Consider the following 18763-nt stretch of genomic DNA (forward strand, 5'->3'; position numbering starts at 1 on the left):
GCGGCGCCCCGGCCACCGCCTCACCACGCCTCCGTCCCCTCCGCCGCGTCCGGACCGGGCCCCGGCTTCCTGCGGCCCGGACCGCCGAGCGCCGTCCGCAGCCGCGTCGCGGCCAGCGGGAGCACGAGCACGGAGATCATCGCGGCGCCGACGAGCGAGGCGGCCCGGTCGGTGCCCAGCAGTTCCTGGTCCACCCCGATGGCCGTGATCGCGACGACCAGCGGCAGACACGTCGAGGCGAACAGCGCGAGGGCGGCCCGGTCGCCCCGGCCCAGGTCCCGCGGGGCGAGCAGGTACACCGGCCCGCCGCGCACCAGCACGAAGAGCAGCAGGAAGACCGGCAGCAGCAGCAGGGCGACCGGATCGTGCAGCAACGCGTCCAGATCGAACTCGATGCCGGTGACGACGTAGAACAGCGGTACGAGGAAACCGAACCCCATGGCCTCCACCCTTCCCAGCACCTCCGCACTGCTCGCCGGGGCGGCCCGGTGGAGTACCAGGCGGGTGAGGACACCGGCGGCGAAGGCTCCCAGCAGCACGTCCAGGCCGAAGACCTCGGCCAGCCCCAGCATGCAGGCCAGCAGCAGCATGACGAACCGGACCGCGAACTGGCCGCTGCTGTGCAGGGTCCGTTCGGTGATCCGGCCGAACCAGGCCGGACGCGGCCGGAGCGCCCAGAAGACGGCCAGGACGGTGACCGCCCCGAACGCGGCCAGCAGAGCCGCCGACTCGGCCGGCCGGCGCCCGCTGAGCAGCAGCGCCATGGCGACGACGGGGCCGAACTCCCCGACCGCGCCGAACGCCGAGACCACCGTGCCGAAGCGGCCCCGCAGCTCACCGCTGTCCCGCAGCATCGGCAGGATCGTGCCGAGCGCCGTACTGGTCAGCGCGGTCCCGACGACGAACGCCTCGAACACCGCACCGCCGCTGATCAGGAAACCCAGTCCGATACCGAGGGCGAGTGAGAGCGGCCAGGCCCACAGCGAACGGCGCAGGGTGTCGCCGCGGACGGCGGCGAACTCGATCTCGTAACCGGCCAGGAAGATCAGCATGGACAGCCCGAGATCGGCGAGCGTGTCGATGACCTCGTCGGGATCCGCCCAGCCGAGGACCTGCGGGCCGATGAGGACGCCGAGCACGATCTCGAAGACGACCAGCGGTACGCGGACCCGGCTCCCGGTGGCATGGACGAGGAGCGGCGCCAGTGCGGCTGCCGCCAGGATCAGGACGAGGGTGCCGGGAGAGGCCATCGTGGACCGCCGGTCGCCGTGTCAGGGGGTGACGGTCGCGAAGCCGGGGCCCGGGGCTTTCGGAACACGCCCCAGGAGTACGGCCGGCTCCGCGGGCCCGGACCGTGTGGTGCTGGACATGGGCGTCTCCCTCGCCGGCGGTATGCGAAGACCGGTGGCCCGACGGCGCACACGGCCACCGCCACTCTCACCCGTGCGGGCGGCCGGGACGACCAGGCGTACGCCGTCGGGAGGAACGCCGCCGGATCCCGCCGCCGGTTTCCGCCGCCGGACCCTGCCGCCGGTTTCCGCCGCTGGTGAGAGCGGGGCGCGCGCGACGGCGCCGCGGCACGGCGTTCCACGGCGGCCCCTGGACGTACGTCCGCCGGGAAGGTCGGGAGTGTCCTGGAATGCGCAGGCGGTCGAGCCGACGTTTACTGGCGGTTCCCGTACCGGCCCGACCTGTTCCGGAGGTTCCCATGGCCACCCTGACCGTCTGGAAGTTCGACACGCCCGAGGGGGCGTCGGACGCCGAGGACACCCTGCTCCAGCTGCAGAAACAGGAACTGATCAAGGTCCTGGACGCGGCGGTCGCCACCTGGCCCGAAGGGGAGAAGAAGCCGAGGACCAAGCAGCTCCACGACCTGACCGGCGCGGGCGCGCTCTCGGGCACCTTCTGGGGGATGCTCTTCGGCCTGATCTTCTTCATGCCCCTGCTCGGTGCCGCGATCGGAGCCGCGGCCGGGGCGCTGGGCGGCAGGATGGCCGACATCGGCATCGACGACGACTTCATCGACTCGGTCAAGACGCAGGTCACGCCCGGGACGTCGGCGCTGTTCCTGCTCTCCCAGGACGCCGTGGTCGAACGCGTGCGGGAGGCGTTCCCCAGCGGTCACGCCCAGCTGCTCCAGTCGAACCTGGACTCCGCCCAGGAGGCCAGGCTGCGCGAGGTCTTCGCGGACTGAGCCGGGACCGGAGGTCTTCTGCGAGAGGGGCCGGGGCCACCGGTCCCGTGCCCCGTCGCGGCTCCCGGACAGGCGTGCGCCCGGGAGCCGCGCCCGTGCGCCGACCGCCCGTGCCGTTGCCGTCCGTGCCGTTGCCGTCCGTGGGCCGACCGTCCGTGCCGCTGCCGTCCGTGCCGGGCGGCCGCCGAGGGCGGTGAATCCCGGGACCCCGGGCTCAGGGCCAGACCAGGCAGTACGCCTGATGCCCCGCATCGTGCAGCCGGTGGGAGAAGTCCTGCCACTCGTGCAGCGATTGGGTGCGGGAGGGCACTGACCTGGGAGTTCTTCTGAGAGTGTGCGTTGACCTGGGAAAACTCCTCTCGGTAGTGCTCACGGATCAACGCCGTTTCCCAGGCTCATGTGCCCTGGATGCTCACTTTTTACCGACCTCTCTTGCTTGGAACGGGTCAGTGCGAGATCGGCGCCTGTGGTGACTGATGTTCTGCTTGTCGCGCCTCATGGCTGCTCCGGACAGCGGCTCTGACCGTCGCTCACTGCGTATGTCGAGACCTCTGCCGAGCGCACCGACATTACGGGATCGGGTCCGCCATGTTCCCGGACGCGCACCGGGTCCCATAGGTAGAGGACATCGCCCTCCGTGCTGAAAGCGAGCAGCGGACGATCGGTCGGGAGTGGTCCATTGTGCACGGAGAGCTTGCCTTTGAGCGGCTGTACGCAGATCCGCACTCCCTGGATGCCGAAGTAGGAATCCGGTGCAGTCGCGTTCACTACGTCACGGGCCGCGCGGTGGGCCGCATCGGAGGTCCGGCTCATGAACGCGACTCCTCCAGTGACGACGAGCACGACTGCGGCAACAGTGGACACGACGCTCACCATGCTCTTCTCCCAGGCCCAGTGGAAAAGGCGAGCCCAGCCGTAGAGAGCCAGAGGCGGCAGGAGTAGCCCCAAGCAGCCGAGAGTAGGGAGCAGTGCAGCTGCACCGGTCCAATAGACGGGGGCGGAGACCGAGTCAGCGGGGATTCCGAAAGCATCCTCCACGTACAGGAACTGCAAGAAAGAGCCGACGAACGGCAGGACCCACGGCAGGGGCAGGACGAGCACGGTAAGCAGGCCGACGGCGTGCCTGCTGATCCAGGTCTGGCGAACGGCGAACCAGCAGCCTCAAGGTACAGACCACAACGGGGGAAGGCCCGGCCGAGCTACCAGGGACTTTCGTCCTCATCCGTCTCATTGGCCTTGGGCCCCACGCTTTTGCGCACGCCGTGGCGCGACTCATCAAACTCGAAGCCTCCGAGCCGCTGTCGCCCAAGTAGCTCGCGGACCTCCGCTTCTTCGACGGATGGAGCAACACCGATGGTGCGCTGCTCGTCGGCGAGCCCTGACTGGGTACGCAGCGAGGCCAACCAGCCGAGGCCCCGCCTGTTTCGCCAGCTGGACTCCCGAAAGACGCGCCAAGTCACCATCGGGTCAGACGCCTCGGCACGGACGAGAGAGCCTCCCACGATGGTTACGGACACGTGCTTGCCCACAACCTCCAGCAGACGCTGGCGGGCACCGGTTTCAGCGCCCCTGCGCGAGCCGGGGAGCCGCACCTCTACGACGTATGTAATTTGGTCGTCCGGTCGTCCGGGATCTTCCTGCTCATCGGCCGGTCGGATGGCCCAACCTTGTTGCTCACACAACCCCTTGGCGAGCAACTGATCACGCCCACGCTTCGGGGCCCGAAAGACCAGATCTACCCGCTCGTCGAACCCCGCGGTCGGCAGAGGGACTTCCAACTCGCCGACAGCTGCGCTGATCGGAGACCCGCCGGACGGAGAATCGTCCATCGTCCTGCGTGGACCGGGAACCCCCCACCGTGTCTCCGTCCTCGTCCTCCGTTCACTATTCGACGACGTGAGACGGCGAATGAACAGCGTGTCGAACCGCATTGCTTTGACATTCCCTTTGTGGTCGGCGCTATGCCGGTGGATGGGGCGGGCGTGCATGGAGCCATGGCCGTCCCATAACCCAAGTGCGATTACGGTCGCACGGAGCACTGACAATGCCGCCCGACACTGCCGCCGCCTACTCCGCCATTCCCAACCTCCGCGGTGGTCGACGGTTGGTGTGGATCATGACGGTAAGCACAGGTGAGGCTGGCGATGGCTGGCTCTGCCCGATGTCCTCGTAACCCCACGACTTGTAGAGCGCGTGGACCTTTCCGTCGCCGGCGGCCCGGTTGACCATGAGCGTGACGTGCGGCTCGTCGCGGGTGGCGAGGAGGGCGTCGTGGATGCGGCGGGCCGTGCCGGTCTTGCGCCAGGCCGGGTGCACGCCGATCTCCTTCAGAGCCGTGGCCGGGCGCTTCGTGTACTTCTCCGCCGGCGCCGGGCTGGTGCGCTGCCAGTAGCGGTCCCCGTGCTCGATGGTGTTGCTGTACGCGTAGCCGACCGGTTGGCCGGCCGCGTACGCGAGGACGGCCGTAAAACCTGGTTCGGCGGAGTGCCGGTCGATGCGTTCGCCGAATGCGGTCACCGCGTAGTTCGGCAGGTGGAGCAACGGGGCGCGTACCTCGGCGTACACGTCGAGGAGGTCGCCGCGGATGGTGTCCAAGGTGGTGAAGGTGCGCAGCTCGGTGGCGGGTGCCGTGGTCATGCGGCCGTCCTCCAGGTGGTGGTGTGCTCGGTCCAGGTCTGGACGGTGGCGCTTCGCGGGGCGGTCGCGCGGAGCGCGGCCCCGAACTCTTGGAGCATGCGAGACACGCGGGCGTGGCGGGTGGCGGCGTCTGCGGGGACCTTCATCGCGGTGGCTGTTGCGGCCTCGGCGGCGCCCTGGGCGAGCAGGGCGTGTGCGAGACGGGTCGTGGTGATGGCCCGGGACCTGACCATGTGGGGCCGGAGCGAGGACAGGCAGCGGTGGGCGTGGTACTCGGCGGTTGGGTAGTCGCCGAGCGCCAGGTACGCAGAGAGGGCCAAGGAGTCCAGTTCGGCCTGGTCGTAGAAGGCGAGCAACCAGACCGGCCGGTGGTCGGCTGGATCGGCGCGCAGCATGGCGTCCTGCGCCTGCTCGAATGCGCGACGTGTATCGGTCCGGTTCTGGGCCGTACCGTGGATGGCGCCTTGGCGGGCCAGGCCGAGGGACGCGAACAGCGGGTCGCGACGGGTGAGGTGCAGGTTGCGGGCGACATCGTTGGCGGCGCATGCGTCGGCGGGGCGACCCATGTGGCGGTACATGGTGCCCGCGTGACTCCAGATACGGAACTTGATTGCTTGGTCCCCCGACATCTCGGCGAGGGCCTGGGCTTCGCGCATGTGCGCCTTCGCGACGTCGTAGCGCCGGCCGTCGATGGCGGCCCACATCGCAGACGAGCGGAATGCGGCTCCGGAGGCGTAGAGACTGCTGCGAACCCGCTGCGTGGCACTGCCGGCGTTCTGGAGGTTGAGCGCCTCGTCGGCGAGCGCGGCGGCCCGCTCCTCGATGCCAGGTTGCCCGCCGTGGCGGTGGTCGCTGGCGATGATCTCGGCGAAGCGCTTGTTCAGCCGGTTGACGTCGCTCATGCCGATTCGGCGCGGTGACGCGGTCCCTGGGGTTGCTGCTGCGGCAGCCGCAGCTGCGATGCCGCCGACGAGGGTACGGCGCTTCATGTCGGGCTCCTCCTGCTGCGATGGCGCTGGGGTGGGCGAAGGCCGGCCCCGTGGCACGAACCCTAAGGCGACGGCGGGTAATCCGGTGATGACCTCAAGTGCGGTACGTGTTGCTGACTTCGGCCAGGTGACTCGGCCCGCTTTCCACGCCCGGACCGATGACCCGTCGAGCCCGCCTACGCGTCCCGTCAGCTGTTCAACAGCTCTGTTCACGGCGTCGGCCAGGCTGTTTGAGCTGTATCCGTGCTCGGTCATCCACGCCTCAAGGACGGTGTTGCGGATCGCGTCCATGCGGGCACGGTAGCCCGCGCGCTCCCTGCCCACCAGGTAAAGAGCAGGTCAAAACGTCCTAGGACAGCCCGCCGGACGGGCACCTGAACGCCCTAACCGGCCCTCCAGGCAACGGAGTTATCTGGGTGTCAGCCACTCCCCGCGAGCGGCTGTTGACGGCTCGGTCCGCCCCTGAAAAGCCACAAGGGGTGGAGCGAGCGCCGAGACGACACGAAGGCTCCATCCCATGCCGATTCTGAAGAAAGCGGTTGAGACGGTCCTCGCCAGCCACCCCACGTACAGCGAGGTCTTCCCGTGCGTGCCGTCCACGGCCGAGACCGGACGCAGGCTCGTCCGGGGGGTTCTCGGGATGTGGCACCTCGATGTCCTCGCTGACCGCGCCGAGCTGATCGTCACTGAGCTGATCGCGAATGCCGCCAGGCATACCCCTTGCCCCGAGGTCCGTCTCGTTGTCGGGCGGCCAACTGCGACACGGGTACGCGTAGGGATCGTGGACGAGGAACCGTCGCGTCTGCCGGAGCTGAGCCACGCGGGCGAGGAGGACGAATCAGGTCGCGGGCTGTTCCTCGTCGAAGCTGTGGCCGACCGCTGGGGCTGTGACCTTCAGAGTGCAGGCGGACGTCTGCGGGGCAAAGAGGTCTGGGCCGAACTCCATACCGAGGGCGACGGGTGAGGGCCCGGACGCGATGCCCTCGCTTCTTCTGGGCCCTGCCCGCCCGCCCTTTCAGCTCTGGGCCGACACCGCCAGATACCAGGCTGCCGGATCGGCCGTATCGGTCAGCTGAGGGGAGGTCCGTTCCTCGATGAATTCATCGTGGATCACCGGTGACTGCCGGCTCGGCTGCGAACGGACCGGAGTGCGGGTGATCTGGCTCGGCCCGGTTCAGCGGGACGGGCAGCACGCCCCTTCTACGCATGTGAGCTGTGCCTTGATCGTCTCAAGGCACAGGCCCTCACCTACCTCATGGGGCATTGACGGGCCTCCGCTCGATCCGCCCCTCGTACATGACTTCCCAGCGTGAGCGGGCGGTCCGGCCAGCGCTTTCTGTGCGGGCCGCGCCCCCTCGTGCCGGGCGGCCAGGAGCTGGTCCGAGGGCCAGCCGTTCGGCATCGCTCTTCTGGCGGCTCCTGGTGGGCATTCCAGCCCAGCTCAGTAACAACCAACGATGAAGAGGAGTGCAGCATGACGCGCAGCACCGTGGTGCCCAGCCGTACCGAAGTACGACCGCAGATTCCGGGTGCATCAGACGGCTTCGACCTGGATGTCTCGCTCGTGGAGATCGCCGACCCGGCAGGTCTGGTCAACCTGACCGACGACAACTGCGGTTCCACCTGCGGCGCCTGCACCACCAACGTCGCCTGACGCCTGAATTGAAGCCCCAGGTCACCTTCGGTCTGGTGCCGTCGCGCTCCCGCGCGGCGGCACCAGCCGCCCATACCTTCGCCCATGGAGGTCATCGATGGTTGCTCAACCCACAGTGTTCCGGGCCGGTTCCACCGCTCTCGTGCGCGCCGTGGCCCGACTGTTTCTGCCGGTTCCTCCGTGCCCTGACCCGGATGACCACTCTTCCGACGGCTCCTCTGCCTGCGTGACGTGGCTTCGCGCGGTCTGGGCGGACCAGCACATCGCCGGCGCCGTGGAGCACTCCAGCCCAGCCTTGGCCATGCAGGTGCGGGTCGTGTGTACGACCGAGAATCCTCCCCTTCGAGACATACGGCGCGCGGCGCTGTCGGTGTCCCGTTACCTTCTGCGGGCCCAGCACCGGGCCACGCCCTTCGGCCTGTTCGCCGGAGTGGCTACTGTGGCTTTCGGCTCGCGGGCACGTGCGGAGTGGGGCAAGGCTCACGTGGCTGTGGGCCGCGCGGGTGCGGAGTGGCTCACCGCTGTGGTCGAACGGCTCGAGTCCTGCCCGGAACTCCTCGACCAGCTGCCCGTCGTCGTCAACAACACGGTGATGAGCCGGGGGGACCGGCTCATCGTGCCGTTCCAACCCGATCCGAATGACGACCGGATGCGCGCGGTCGAGGCATCCCTGGCTCTGACAGAGCCGGTGCGTGCGGTCCTCGCCGAGGCCCGGACGCCGATTCGCTGCGGAGCTCTCACGGAGAGGCTCCGGGCGGAGTTCCCCGAGGCCGATACGGAGAAGGTGCACCGTCTGCTTGCGGAGCTGGTCCGGAGGCGAGTGCTCATCACGAGCCTGCACGCTCCAAGTACCGAGACCGACGCCCTCGGGTATCTGCTCGACCAACTCGACACGATCGACGTCGACAACCTTGCGTCGGTAGCGGAGACGGCACGCGAGCTGCACGCGGTCCGAATGGGCTTGAAGGAGTGCGCCACGCGCGGCGGCCGGGACAGCACCGCAGCGCGGATGCGGGCCCTCGTGCCCGGCCTGCGGCGACACCCTGTTGCGCTTGACCTGCGGTTGGATGCGCGGCTCGTCCTACCGGAGGAAGTGGCTCGGGAGATCGAGCACGCCGCCTTCACCCTGACCCGGGTGAGCACCCGCCCGTACGGGACAGCCGCGTGGAACGCCTACCACCAGCGCTTCTACGAGCGGTACGGCATCGGCACGATGGTCCCGCTCGCGGAGGTCGTCGCGGACAGCGGGACTGGCTACCCCGACGGCTACCCGGGCAGTCCTGACGGTTCGCGTCGGCCCCGCGTCTCCGCTCGGGATGACGCCCTCGTACGCCTGGCGCAGGGTGCTGCGCTCGACCGCCGCGACGAGGTCGTACTCACTGACGGACAGATCGACGTCCTGGACGTGGGGCCCGACGAGCCACGACTGCCGCCGCACCTGGAGGTAGGGGTGCGAGTGCACGCCGCCAGTCTGGAGGACTTGCAGCGCGGACGATTCCAGCTGGAGGTCGTGAGCGTGTCGCGCGGGGCCGGCGTCTCGACAGGCCGGTTCCTCGACGTATTGGCGCCCTCCGAGCGTCAGGCCCTGGCCACGGAGCTGGCCGGTCTTCCGGCTGCGGACAGCGACACCGTGCCCGCCCAGCTCTCCTTCCCGCCGCTGCTCCCGGAGAGCGCTCATGTCACCCGCGCCCCGCAGGTCCTGCCTACCTTGATCAGCCTCCAAGAGCACTGCGCACCGAAAGACACCGTTCTCACCCCGAAGGACCTGGCCGTGGGGTGCGATGGCCGCCGCATGTACCTGGCCGCTCCGGAACGGGGGCACCGCGTCGAGGCCGTCGGCATGAACGCGCTGAACCTGCACACGCACACTCCGCCGTTGGCACGCTTCCTCACTGAACTGTCCCGTGCCCAGTGCGCGCAGGTCACCGCCTTTGACTGGGGCGTCGCAGCAGCGATGCCGTTCCTGCCGCGCCTGCGGTACGGGCGTACGGTGCTGACCCCGGCGCGCTGGCGTCTGGAGGCGTCCGAATTACCCGGCCGTGCTCGTCCTCGTGCTGAGTGGGACACCGCGCTCTCCGAATGGCGGGCACAGCGGGGATTGCCTCGCCGCGTGCTTCTTGTGGAAAACGACCGGCGTCTCTTCCTCGACCTCGACGAAGGCGGCCACCGGACGCTCCTGCTCCGACACCTCGACCGCGCTCACCAGGCCGTGCTCACTGAGGCCCCGGAACCAGAAGCGAACGGCTGGTGCGGCGGGCGAGCCCACGAGATCGTGGTGCCGCTCAAAGCGACCCGGCCGCCGTCCTGGCCGCCCCTGCCTGTTCCCACTGCGGCTCGCGCCCTCTCGTCGGCCCAACGGCAGACTCCCGCTGCTTCATCGGTGTTGCTCGCCGCCTTGTACGGAGATCCACGCCGCCAGGACCTCCTGCTTTCCCAACACCTCCCCGGACTCATCGAACGGCTGGGCAACCCGCGGTGGTGGTTCATCCGCTTCCGTGACCCGGACCAGCACCTCCGCGTCCGCATCGCTCTCCCTGACCGTAGAACTTTCGCTCAGACGGCGCGCACCGTGAGCGCGTGGGCCGACGACCTGCGCAACGCCGGCCTGCTGGCAGACCTGCGCTATGCCACCTCTTATCGAGAAATGGGCCGTTGGGGCTCCGGCGCTGCCTGGGAGGCGGCCGAGGATGTGTTTCGGGCAGACTCGCGCGCCGTTCTGGCCCAGCTCACAGAGCCGCAGAGGCCGACGCAACGCACGCTGGTGGCGGCCCACACCGTCGCCATCGTCTCCGCGTTCCTCGGCAGTGCCGAGGCCGCGATGCGCTGGCTGACCGACCACGTCCCGCCGACGGCGCCTGCGTCCGTTCCCCGCCCGCAGTTCAGCGAGGCCGTACGGCTCGCGAACCCAGCCGACGACTGGGCCGCCCTGCGTGAGGTCCAGGGCGGAGACGCCATCGTGTCGGGTTGGGCAGAGCGCGATGCGGCACTCGCCGCGTACCGGTTGCACCTTCCCGGCCCGGACACCCAGGGCATCGCCGTCGATGACGTCCTGACCTCTCTTCTGCACGTCCACTTCGTGCGGCACGTCGCGGTGAACTTCCCCGAGGAAGAGGTGTGCCTCTACCTGGCTCGCGCTGCTGCTCTGGCGTGGACTGCCCGCACCGCCAAGAGGCCGGCGTGACCGGGCTCCCGACGCTCGGCCTGGTCGATGCCGTTGCTGTGAGGCTCGCCGACCCCGGCACGGTGCCTTCCGTTCTCCAGACACATCGGCAACATCTCGCCTACGGCCCGCCCGGGATCGCGCTTCTCCACATCGAGCGGGCCGCGAACGGCCTCGGACCGTGGCAGCATGCGCACGGCTGGCTCGCTGCTGCGTCCCACGGATCCCTCACGAGTGGACCCGACAGCCACCCCTTCTACGGCGTGCCCGCCTTCGCCCACGCCCTTGCCTGCGCCGCCGACCATCTTCCTGGCTCCTACCAGCACGCCTTGGACTCGATGGACCGGCAGATCGGGCTCGACGTCAGACGCCGTCTCGACGTAGCGCATCGCCGCATCGATGCCGGATGCCTTCCGCAACTGGCCGAGTTCGACGCCATCCGGGGCCTGACCGGATACGGGGCTTACCTTCTACGCCGGAACCCAGACAGTCCTATGGTGCGCGCTGTCCTCGACTACTGCGTGCGCCTTATCGAACCGATCTGGGAATCTGGCGAGGACCTTCCGGGTTGGTGGACTGCGATGGGGCCCTCGGGCAGACCGGACGAACAATTCCCCGGTGGACATGCCAACACCGGCATGGCCCACGGCATCGCCGGAGTGCTCGTGCTTCTGGCCCTCGCCGCCCGGAAGAGCACCATTACGAACGGGCACCTCAGAGCGCTGCACACCATCCTGGCCTGGCTCGACCGCTGGCAGGAGGAGACAGGCCGAGGAGCAACCTGGCCGTACTGGATCACCCGGAGCGAGCTACGTACCGGTCGCTGCGCCGCGTCCGAACTCCGGCGTTCGTCATGGTGTTACGGAACCGCCGGCCTCGCCCGCGCTCAGCAACTCGCCGCGCTCGCTACCGGTGACACCGAACGCCAGATCACGGCGGAGAATGCGCTCGCCGCCGCCCTCTTCGACCCGGACCAGCTCGGAGCCATGACGGACCACGGCCTGTGCCACGGCTTCGCCGGCCTCACCCACATCGCCGTCCGCACGGCCGCAGACGCCCATCCCTCAACCGTCGGCCGACTCCGAGCCGCGATCCCGGGTCTTCTGGCCGCGATCTGCCCGGTGGACAACGACCTCGAACGCGCGGCCACGGCACTTGTCAGTGGCACCGGAGCGGGGCCCGGCCTGCTCGATGGAGCCGCCGGAACAGCCCTGGCTCTTCTCGCTGCCGATACCGCCGCACCGCCCCAGTCCGCCTGGGATTCCTGCCTGCTCATTGCCTGATTCACCGACCGAAGGACTTCGATGCCCCCTGACTGGCAGCAGCACAACATCACCTTCATCGATCGCGAGAGCGCCCGGCACGCCATCGACGAACGCCTCGGGCCCGCCCTGATCACAGCCGAGACCGAGGGGCAGCTCACCGGCTGGTGGTTCATGAACAAGCAGCCCTGGCCGCTGCGGTACCTCGCCGACGAGCCCTCCCCGATCATTGAGTCGCTGCTGAGCGATCTCGTGGGTGACGGGGCGGTCGTGTCATGGCTGCCCTCTGTCTACGAGCCCGAGTCCGGGGCATTTGGCGGTCCGGACGCTATGGACACGGCCCACGGACTGTTCCACAGCGACTCCCGCCACCTGCTCACCTACCAGCCGAGCCCGGACCACTTGGGGCGCAAGGAGACTGCGGTCCTGCTGGCGAGCGCCATGATGCGCGGCGCCGGACTCGACTGGTTCGAGCAGGGCGACGTATGGGCGAAGGTCTCGGCTCTTCGGCCGCCCACCGACCCAGCGCGCTCCGAGAGAGCCGCTGAATTGGTTCCGGCGATGCGGAAGCTCATGACCGCTGACGCCTACAGCCTCTGTAACCAGGGTGGTCCACTCCACGCACACGAGGAGTGGGTGACCGCCTTCGAACGGGCCGGTGCCGCGCTCGCCGCGCTCGCCTGCCGCGGCGTCCTCACACGCGGCCTGCGAGCCGTCATAGCCCACCACATCATCTTCCACGCCAACCGCGCCGGTCTCGTCAGGGACGACCAGAGCGCTCTGTCCGACATTGCACGAGAGGCAGTCATGGGAACGAGTGACCACACCGCGTCGCCGACCGAGTCGACGACCGACGCCGATAGCGTGAAAGGGGTGAACACCGACACGATCGCCACTCCGACATCCGATGCCGCGCGCCTCCGTAACGCCCTGGTGGACCAGCTCCGGGCTGACGGAAGCGCCCGCACTCCCGGCGTGGAGACCGCGTTGCGGACCGTGCCCCGTCACGTGTTCGTGCCCGATGTGCCGCTCGAAGACGCATACGCCAACGCGCCGGTGCACATCAAGTACGACACCGACGGCAGCTCGATCTCCTGCGCCTCCCAGCCGGGCGTGGTCGCCCTCATGCTGGACCAGCTCGACGCCCAGCAAGGCGAGCGCATCCTCGAACTTGGCGCAGGCACCGGTTACAACGCCGGCCTGCTCGCCCATCTGGTCGGTGAGAGCGGGCACGTCACCACGCTCGATGTCGACGACGACCTCGTAGAGGGCGCCCGCGCGCATCTCTCCGCCGCCGGAACCACCAACGTTGAGGCGGTCACCCGAGACGGGGCCCTCGGCTACGCGGAAGGTGCGCCGTACGACCGAATCATCGCCACCGTAGGCGTGCACGGCGTGCCGCACGCCTGGTTGCAGCAGCTTGCTCCCGGGGGCCGGCTTCTCGTCCCGCAGCGCCTCAAGGGCACGGTGTCCCGGTCCATCGCCTATGAGAAGCGCGATGGCCGGTGGATGTCCCTCGGTAGCGAGATGAACACCTTCATGCCGCTCAGGCGGGGCATCGCCGACGACGACCGCCGGGTGATCCCGCTCAGCACGGACGGAACCGTACGGCTCCAGGCCCCCGCCGGGCAGACCATCGACGCCGAGGCCCTCGACGGCGTCCTGCACGAGCCGCGCACCGAGGAGTGGACGGGCATGACGGTCCGCGCCATGGAGTCGCCGGAGTGGATGGAACTGTTCCTCACCTGTTCCCTTCCCTCCGGCCTGATCCGGATGCTCTTCCCGCAAGACGCCAAGGGCACTTTGCTCACCGAGGACCCCTACCCCTCCTCGACCGCAGCCGTCGACAAAGGCGCCGTCACCTACCTCGCACGGCGCCTGTCGGAGAAGAAGACCTCCGAGGGCGGCAAGCTGTGGGAGTTCGGGGTCATCGGCCACGGTCCCGGCAGCGATGAACTGGCCGCAAGGGTCGCTGCGGCCATCCGCGCGTGGGATCTGGGGTACCGGGGCCGTGGAGCCACGTTCGAGATCCAGCCTCTCGATGCCCCCGCGATCGAGCAGCGAGCCGGCCTCTTCGCGCTCGACACCCCGCTGAACCGCATCGTCGTCGAATGGAGTTGACACTTCACGCGTAGTGGGCGGTGGCCGCCGGCGCGCAACCGGCGGCCACCGTGGCTTACCCGTCTTCACACACCTGGGGGAGTCCATGGACCCGCACGGATCCACAGCTCAGCACTTTCCGCTCGTCGCCCGATTCCGGCCCGCCTGCCTTCCCCTGCCGAAGCGCGTGCGCGCGCTCGTCGACCTGGCCGACACCGCGATGGCGGAGACCGATCAGGGGGTGGCGTCCTCCGTCTACAACCAGGCTGCGCTCATCGCCTCCGATCTCGACCTTCCCGACCTCGCACGCGAGATGTGTCACCAGCATGCCGCCGCCTACCTCCACGCCTGCCCCCTACCCGGCATGACCGCGATCCGGGGGCTGGAGCCCGTCGTCAACCTCGCCCGCCTCCAGATCCGCGCCGGCCGCGCAGATGAGGGCCGTCGGCGACTGCTCGACCTCTATGGGGCCGTCGAGGCAGGCACGTCTGTTCGGTTCGAGGGCGTCACCGTGCCCGCGGACCTCACTGCGACGGACGAAGACCGCCACGAGGTTCGCGCGTGGCTGTGGCGCGTGCTCCTCGCCGACGGCACGCGCACTCTCACCACCGAGGGACGTTGGGCCGAGGCCCTGGCACACATCGAAGCTCACCATGGCGTCGGGAAACGGATGCTCGACGGGCGTCAGGTCGCTGTACTTGCCGCCCTCGTTGTGAGTGACACAGCAGGGGCCGCTGCTCTGCTCACTGAGACGATGCCCGGCGATCCGTGGGAGCAAGCCGTCACGGCCTGTCTGACCGCCCTGTCCCGGCGGGACGCCAGGCAGCCCGTCGACAGCCACCTGAGGGATCTGGCAGCCATCTGTCTTGAGCGGCAGGCCGAACCTGGGATAACCGTCTTCGACATCCGGCTTGGCCTTACCGTCCTCGACGCGATCGGCTCCGCCGAGGCGCCCGCTGCACACCGCATCGTCGAGGATCTCCACCGGAGGACAACGGACGCCGAAGACGGCTACGCGGCCCGCGAGAACCTGGCGCATCCTCTGTTCGTCGCGATCGCCACCGATCGGCAAGAACAGGATTGCCGCGCCCTGGTACGTGCCTGCGCCATCGGGGCAGGGACTATGCCGGACCAGCTGCAAGCAGAACTGAGAGCGGCATTGAGCGCCAGCGACAGCGTGATCCGGGAAAGCCTTGCACGCCTCTCCGACCCGAACGCACTGCCTCTGTGAAGTGAGCCTGATGGACACACAGAGCCCGACAAGCCGTTCCTCCCCCGCCAGCGCGGCCCGCGCTACCTGCAGGCGGCGCGGGAAGACGGCATGCACGCCCTCTGGCACGCCTACGCCTCCGTGCTACTGGACGCGGGCGAGAGCATCAAAACCCTATCCGAGTACCTCGGCCACTCGGACCCGGGCTTCACGCTGCGGACGTACACCCACCTGCTGCCGAAGGCCGCATCAGTGCCCCAAGCGAAACCAATGTGCCCTGGCTGCCTGACGGCCCCTCTCAGGCGCTAACGAGAGCGGGACCCGGAAGCCCCGCCCGAACCCACCGGAACCCCGGGCTCAGGGCCAGACCAGGCAGTACGCCTGATGCCCCGCGTCGTGCAGCCGGTGGGAGAAGTCCTGCCACTCGTGCAGCAGTTGGTAGACGTTGAACGCGTCACGCGGGCCGCCGCGGTCGGGGACCGTGGACCAGATGAAGGCCGCCGCGCCGACCGACTCCTCGCCGACGTCCCGCAGCGGGTCGACCACCGTCATCGGCAGCTTGACCACCGCGTAGTCGGGGTGGAGCACCACCAGCTCCAGGGGCGGGACCCTGTGCAGGGGTATGCCCTGTATCCCGGTGAGGACCATGGCCGCCACCGTCTCCGGCTTGATCTTGCTGAACATGCCGCCCATGCCGAGCTCGTCACCGCCCAGCTCCTCCGGGCGCATGGAGATGGGCACGCGTGCGGCGGTGGCGCCGTCGGGGGCACCGAAGTACCTGTAGGTCACCCCCACCCGTCCACCGCTCCTGATCTCCGGAGCGCGGGCATCGGCCGGCCGGGCGTCCCGCCCGCGTCCCGCCCCGCGCCGGTGCCGTCCCCGCCGGGCCGGCTCGGGACCCAGGTCGTCGGTCCCTTCGCCCACTCCGCCACCGCGATGCATATCTCTTCCACCCGACTACTTCTTAGGAGACACAGCCCCGCCGCGCAACCCGATCATCGTGTCAGTGACCTCCCCCACGTGCGTGCGGTGAAACACCTGTCCGCAAGACCGTGCGCGCCTCTGACAACATGGCATCTGTGAGCTTTCCCTATGACGCCCCAGTTTTGCAGACGCGAGGAGACTGACGCCTTTTCGTTGTACGAGCCTCATACGGGGAGAGTGCGCTCCCTGCTCACCGGCGGCCGGAAGGACCGGCCAGACCCCCGAACCCCCGAATCGCAGATCAGGACCAAAGTGGCGTATTCATACGAAGCCCCAGTTTCACAGTCGCTGTTCGACCGCGCGTCCCGCGTGACACCCGGTGGCGTGAACTCACCCGTGCGTGCCTTCCGGGCCGTGGGCGGTACGCCCCGGTTCATGGTGTCCGGTACGGGTCCGTACCTCACCGACGCCGACGGCCGCGAGTACGTCGACCTCGTGTGCTCATGGGGGCCGATGATCCTCGGCCACTCGCACCCGGAGGTCCTCGCCGCCGTCCAGGAGGCGGTCGCCCGCGGTACCTCCTTCGGTACGCCCGGTGAGGGAGAGGTCGCGCTCGCCGAGGAGATCGTGGCCCGGGTGGAGCCCGTCGAGCAGGTGCGGCTCGTGTCGTCCGGCACCGAGGCGACCATGTCCGCGATCCGGCTCGCCCGCGGGTTCACCGGACGGGCGAAGGTCGTGAAGTTCGCCGGCTGCTACCACGGACACGTCGACGCGCTGCTGGCCGCCGCCGGCTCCGGCGTGGCCACCTTCGGCCTGCCGGACACGCCCGGGGTCACCGGCGCCCAGGCCGGTGACACGATCGTGCTGCCGTACAACGACCTGGACGCCGTACGGGCCGCGTTCGCCGCGCAGCCCGGCGAGATCGCGTGTGTGATCACCGAGGCGTCCCCGGGCAACATGGGCGTCGTACCGCCCGGCGAGGGCTTCAACGCCGGGCTGAAGGAGATCTGCGCGCAGCACGGCGCCCTGTACATCTCCGACGAGGTGATGACGGGTTTCCGTACCTCCAAGGCCGGCTGGTACGGCGTCGACGGGGTCCGGCCCGACCTGATGACCTTCGGCAAGGTCATGGGCGGCGGCTTCCCGGCCGCGGCGTTCGGCGGGCGCGCCGACGTCATGGCGCACCTGGCCCCCGCCGGCCCCGTCTACCAGGCGGGCACCCTCTCCGGCAACCCGGTTGCCACCGCCGCCGGCCTGGCCCAGCTGCGGCTGCTCGACGACGCGGCGTACGCCAAGGTCGACGCGGTCTCCGCCGAGATCCGGTCCCTGGTGAGCGAGGCGTTCACCAAGGAGGGCGTCGCGCACACCGTCTCGGCGGCGAGCAACATGTTCTCCGTCTTCTTCACCGACGGGCCGGTCCGCGACTACGAGGACGCGAAGAAGCAGGAAGCCTTCCGCTTCACCGCCTTCTTCCACTCGATGCTGGCGCAGGGCGTCTACCTGCCCCCGTCCGCCTTCGAGTCCTGGTTCGTCTCCACGGCCCACGACGCCCGGGCCGTCGAGCGTGTCGCCGCCGCGCTGCCGGCCGCCGCGCGGGCGGCGGCGGAGGCCACGGCATGAGCGGGGAGAGCGTGAGCGAGGACAGGGGACAGGACATCACCGTCGTCCACCTGATGCGGCACGGCGAGGTGCACAACCCGGAGGGCGTGCTCTACGGCCGTCGCTCCGGTTACCACCTCTCCGAGCTCGGCCGGAAGATGGCCGACCGGGTCGCCGGGCACCTGGAGAAGCGCGACATCACCCATGTCGTGGCCTCCCCGCTGGAGCGGGCCCAGGAGACCGCCGCCCCCGTGGCCGCCTCGCACGGTCTGGAGGTGGCCGTGGACGAGCGCCTCATCGAGGCGGCCAACGTCTTCGAGGGCAAGACCTTCGGCGTCGGCGACGGCGCCCTGCGCAAGCCGGACAACTGGAAGCACCTGACCAACCCCTTCAAGCCCTCCTGGGGCGAGCCGTACATCGAGCAGGTCGTACGCATGATGGGCGCGCTGGACGCGGCACGCGACGCCGCGCGCGGACACGAGGCGGTCTGCGTCAGCCACCAGCTGCCGATCTGGATCGTGCGCAGCTTCGTGGAGCGGCGCCGGCTGTGGCACGACCCGCGCAAGCGGCAGTGCACGCTGGCTTCGCTGACCAGCTTCACCTACCGGGGCGACAAGATCGTCTCCGTCGGCTACACCGAGCCGGCCAGGGACCTGGTGCCGCCGCACCTGCGGGCGGGCGCCAAGCCGGTCAAGGGGAAGTCCAAGGCGTTCGGAGCCTGAACCGGCGTCCACACGGACACGGAGGACCGGGCCCGTCCGCACGGACGGGCCCGGCCGGGTTTCCCACCGGCCCGGGGCTCCCGCCGAGCCGCGCGGCGGCTGTCCGGCCCGCACACCCTGCCTGGCCCGCGCACCCTGCCCGGCCCGCCTGCCCCGCGCACCCTGTCCGGTCCGCGCACCCTGCCCGGCCCGCCTGCCCCGCGCACCCCGCTCCGGCCTCTGCCTGGGCCGTTCCCGTGATGTGGAGCTCCTGTAAGGGTCCGGTCACGTAGTTATTTTCTCCGATTATCGGCGGAACCCTCGTGTTGCTTC

15 protein-coding genes and 1 pseudogene are annotated in these 18763 nt (G+C 69.4%); 10 read left to right on the forward strand and 6 right to left on the reverse strand.

Going from position 1 to position 18763, the window contains the following annotated elements:
* Positions 1–20: 20 nt before the first annotated feature.
* Entirely contained in the window at positions 21–1250 is a 1230-nt protein-coding gene (locus CP967_RS19605) for a cation:proton antiporter (RefSeq protein ID WP_150489209.1), read from the reverse strand.
* A gap of 458 nt (positions 1251–1708) precedes the next feature.
* On the opposite strand from CP967_RS19605, the gene CP967_RS19610 reads away from it, so the two are divergent.
* Positions 1709–2194: a DUF1269 domain-containing protein gene (locus CP967_RS19610; protein ID WP_150489210.1), complete on the forward strand. Its 486-nt coding sequence runs from the start codon at positions 1709–1711 to the stop codon at positions 2192–2194.
* A 495-nt stretch (positions 2195–2689) separates the two neighbouring features.
* On the opposite strand, the gene CP967_RS19615 is transcribed toward CP967_RS19610, so the two are convergent.
* The 4 genes from CP967_RS19615 to CP967_RS19630 all read right to left on the reverse strand — a co-directional run bounded on the left by CP967_RS19615 (position 2690) and on the right by CP967_RS19630 (position 6111).
* Positions 2690–3070, reverse strand: coding sequence for a hypothetical protein (locus tag CP967_RS19615; protein WP_150489211.1), 381 nt, complete (start codon positions 3068–3070; stop codon positions 2690–2692).
* Positions 3071–3393: 323 nt separating this feature from the next.
* Positions 3394–4023: a hypothetical protein gene (locus CP967_RS19620; RefSeq protein WP_150489212.1), complete on the reverse strand. Its 630-nt coding sequence runs from the start codon at positions 4021–4023 to the stop codon at positions 3394–3396.
* A 238-nt stretch (positions 4024–4261) separates the two neighbouring features.
* Positions 4262–4831 carry a GNAT family N-acetyltransferase gene (locus tag CP967_RS19625; RefSeq protein WP_150489213.1) on the reverse strand — a complete coding sequence of 190 codons (570 nt, stop codon included), beginning with the start codon at positions 4829–4831 and terminating at the stop codon, positions 4262–4264.
* Positions 4828–6111 carry an NsdA family TPR-like regulatory protein gene (locus tag CP967_RS19630; RefSeq protein WP_190175097.1) on the reverse strand — a complete coding sequence of 428 codons (1284 nt, stop codon included), beginning with the start codon at positions 6109–6111 and terminating at the stop codon, positions 4828–4830. The genes CP967_RS19625 and CP967_RS19630 overlap by 4 nt, the downstream gene beginning before the upstream one ends.
* 226 nt (positions 6112–6337) lie before the next feature.
* Here CP967_RS19630 and CP967_RS19635 point away from each other — a divergent pair, with 226 nt between their 5' ends.
* The 7 genes and pseudogenes from CP967_RS19635 to CP967_RS34730 all read left to right on the forward strand — a co-directional run.
* Positions 6338–6784: an ATP-binding protein gene (locus CP967_RS19635; RefSeq protein ID WP_150489215.1), complete on the forward strand. Its 447-nt coding sequence runs from the start codon at positions 6338–6340 to the stop codon at positions 6782–6784.
* Positions 6785–7294: 510 nt separating this feature from the next.
* Positions 7295–7474, forward strand: a complete 180-nt coding sequence (locus CP967_RS19640) for an FxLD family lanthipeptide (protein WP_016825826.1) — start codon at positions 7295–7297, stop codon at positions 7472–7474.
* A 226-nt stretch (positions 7475–7700) separates the two neighbouring features.
* The gene (locus CP967_RS19645) at positions 7701–10655 is read left to right on the forward strand and encodes a lantibiotic dehydratase (protein ID WP_150491949.1); all 2955 of its coding nucleotides are present in this window, start codon (positions 7701–7703) and stop codon (positions 10653–10655) included.
* Positions 10622–11917 carry a lanthionine synthetase C family protein gene (locus tag CP967_RS19650; RefSeq protein ID WP_150489216.1) on the forward strand — a complete coding sequence of 432 codons (1296 nt, stop codon included), beginning with the start codon at positions 10622–10624 and terminating at the stop codon, positions 11915–11917. Before CP967_RS19645 ends, CP967_RS19650 begins: the two co-directional genes overlap by 34 nt.
* Before the next feature lie 21 nt (positions 11918–11938).
* Positions 11939–14017, forward strand: a complete 2079-nt coding sequence (fxlM, locus tag CP967_RS19655) for a methyltransferase, FxLD system (protein WP_150489217.1) — start codon at positions 11939–11941, stop codon at positions 14015–14017.
* Between the two features lie 85 nt (positions 14018–14102).
* The gene (locus CP967_RS19660; RefSeq protein ID WP_167535413.1) at positions 14103–15227 is read left to right on the forward strand and encodes a hypothetical protein; all 1125 of its coding nucleotides are present in this window, start codon (positions 14103–14105) and stop codon (positions 15225–15227) included.
* Positions 15228–15269: 42 nt separating this feature from the next.
* Positions 15270–15515, forward strand: a pseudogene (locus CP967_RS34730) (site-specific integrase); the annotation flags it as partial.
* Between the two features lie 48 nt (positions 15516–15563).
* On the opposite strand, the gene CP967_RS19670 reads toward CP967_RS34730, so the two are convergent.
* Entirely contained in the window at positions 15564–16148 is a 585-nt protein-coding gene (locus CP967_RS19670) for a hypothetical protein (RefSeq protein ID WP_150489218.1), read from the reverse strand.
* A 294-nt stretch (positions 16149–16442) separates the two neighbouring features.
* Here CP967_RS19670 and hemL point away from each other — a divergent pair, with 294 nt between their 5' ends.
* Both hemL and CP967_RS19680 read left to right on the forward strand, forming a co-directional pair.
* Entirely contained in the window at positions 16443–17750 is a 1308-nt protein-coding gene (gene hemL / locus CP967_RS19675) for a glutamate-1-semialdehyde 2,1-aminomutase (RefSeq protein ID WP_150489219.1), read from the forward strand.
* Positions 17747–18451: a histidine phosphatase family protein gene (locus CP967_RS19680; protein ID WP_150489220.1), complete on the forward strand. Its 705-nt coding sequence runs from the start codon at positions 17747–17749 to the stop codon at positions 18449–18451. Before hemL ends, CP967_RS19680 begins: the two co-directional genes overlap by 4 nt.
* The last annotated feature ends 312 nt before the right edge of the window (positions 18452–18763 follow it).

The organism is Streptomyces nitrosporeus, assembly GCF_008704555.1.
GTDB classification, from domain to species: Bacteria; Actinomycetota; Actinomycetes; order Streptomycetales; family Streptomycetaceae; genus Streptomyces; species Streptomyces nitrosporeus.

Bases quoted from the DNA above. Each gene is read 5' to 3' on its own strand.
- CP967_RS19605 (WP_150489209.1), bottom strand. From the start codon at position 1,250: ATGGCCTCTCCCGGCACCCTCGTCCTGATCCTGGCGGCAGCCGCACTG.
- CP967_RS19610 (WP_150489210.1), top strand. From the start codon at position 1,709: ATGGCCACCCTGACCGTCTGGAAGTTCGACACGCCCGAGGGGGCGTCG.
- CP967_RS19615 (WP_150489211.1), bottom strand. From the start codon at position 3,070: ATGGTGAGCGTCGTGTCCACTGTTGCCGCAGTCGTGCTCGTCGTCACT.
- CP967_RS19620 (WP_150489212.1), bottom strand. From the start codon at position 4,023: ATGGACGATTCTCCGTCCGGCGGGTCTCCGATCAGCGCAGCTGTCGGC.
- CP967_RS19625 (WP_150489213.1), bottom strand. From the start codon at position 4,831: ATGACCACGGCACCCGCCACCGAGCTGCGCACCTTCACCACCTTGGAC.
- CP967_RS19630 (WP_190175097.1), bottom strand. From the start codon at position 6,111: ATGGACGCGATCCGCAACACCGTCCTTGAGGCGTGGATGACCGAGCAC.
- CP967_RS19635 (WP_150489215.1), top strand. From the start codon at position 6,338: ATGCCGATTCTGAAGAAAGCGGTTGAGACGGTCCTCGCCAGCCACCCC.
- CP967_RS19640 (WP_016825826.1), top strand. From the start codon at position 7,295: ATGACGCGCAGCACCGTGGTGCCCAGCCGTACCGAAGTACGACCGCAG.
- fxlM (WP_150489217.1), top strand. From the start codon at position 11,939: ATGCCCCCTGACTGGCAGCAGCACAACATCACCTTCATCGATCGCGAG.
- CP967_RS19660 (WP_167535413.1), top strand. From the start codon at position 14,103: ATGGACCCGCACGGATCCACAGCTCAGCACTTTCCGCTCGTCGCCCGA.
- CP967_RS19670 (WP_150489218.1), bottom strand. From the start codon at position 16,148: ATGCATCGCGGTGGCGGAGTGGGCGAAGGGACCGACGACCTGGGTCCC.
- CP967_RS19680 (WP_150489220.1), top strand. From the start codon at position 17,747: ATGAGCGGGGAGAGCGTGAGCGAGGACAGGGGACAGGACATCACCGTC.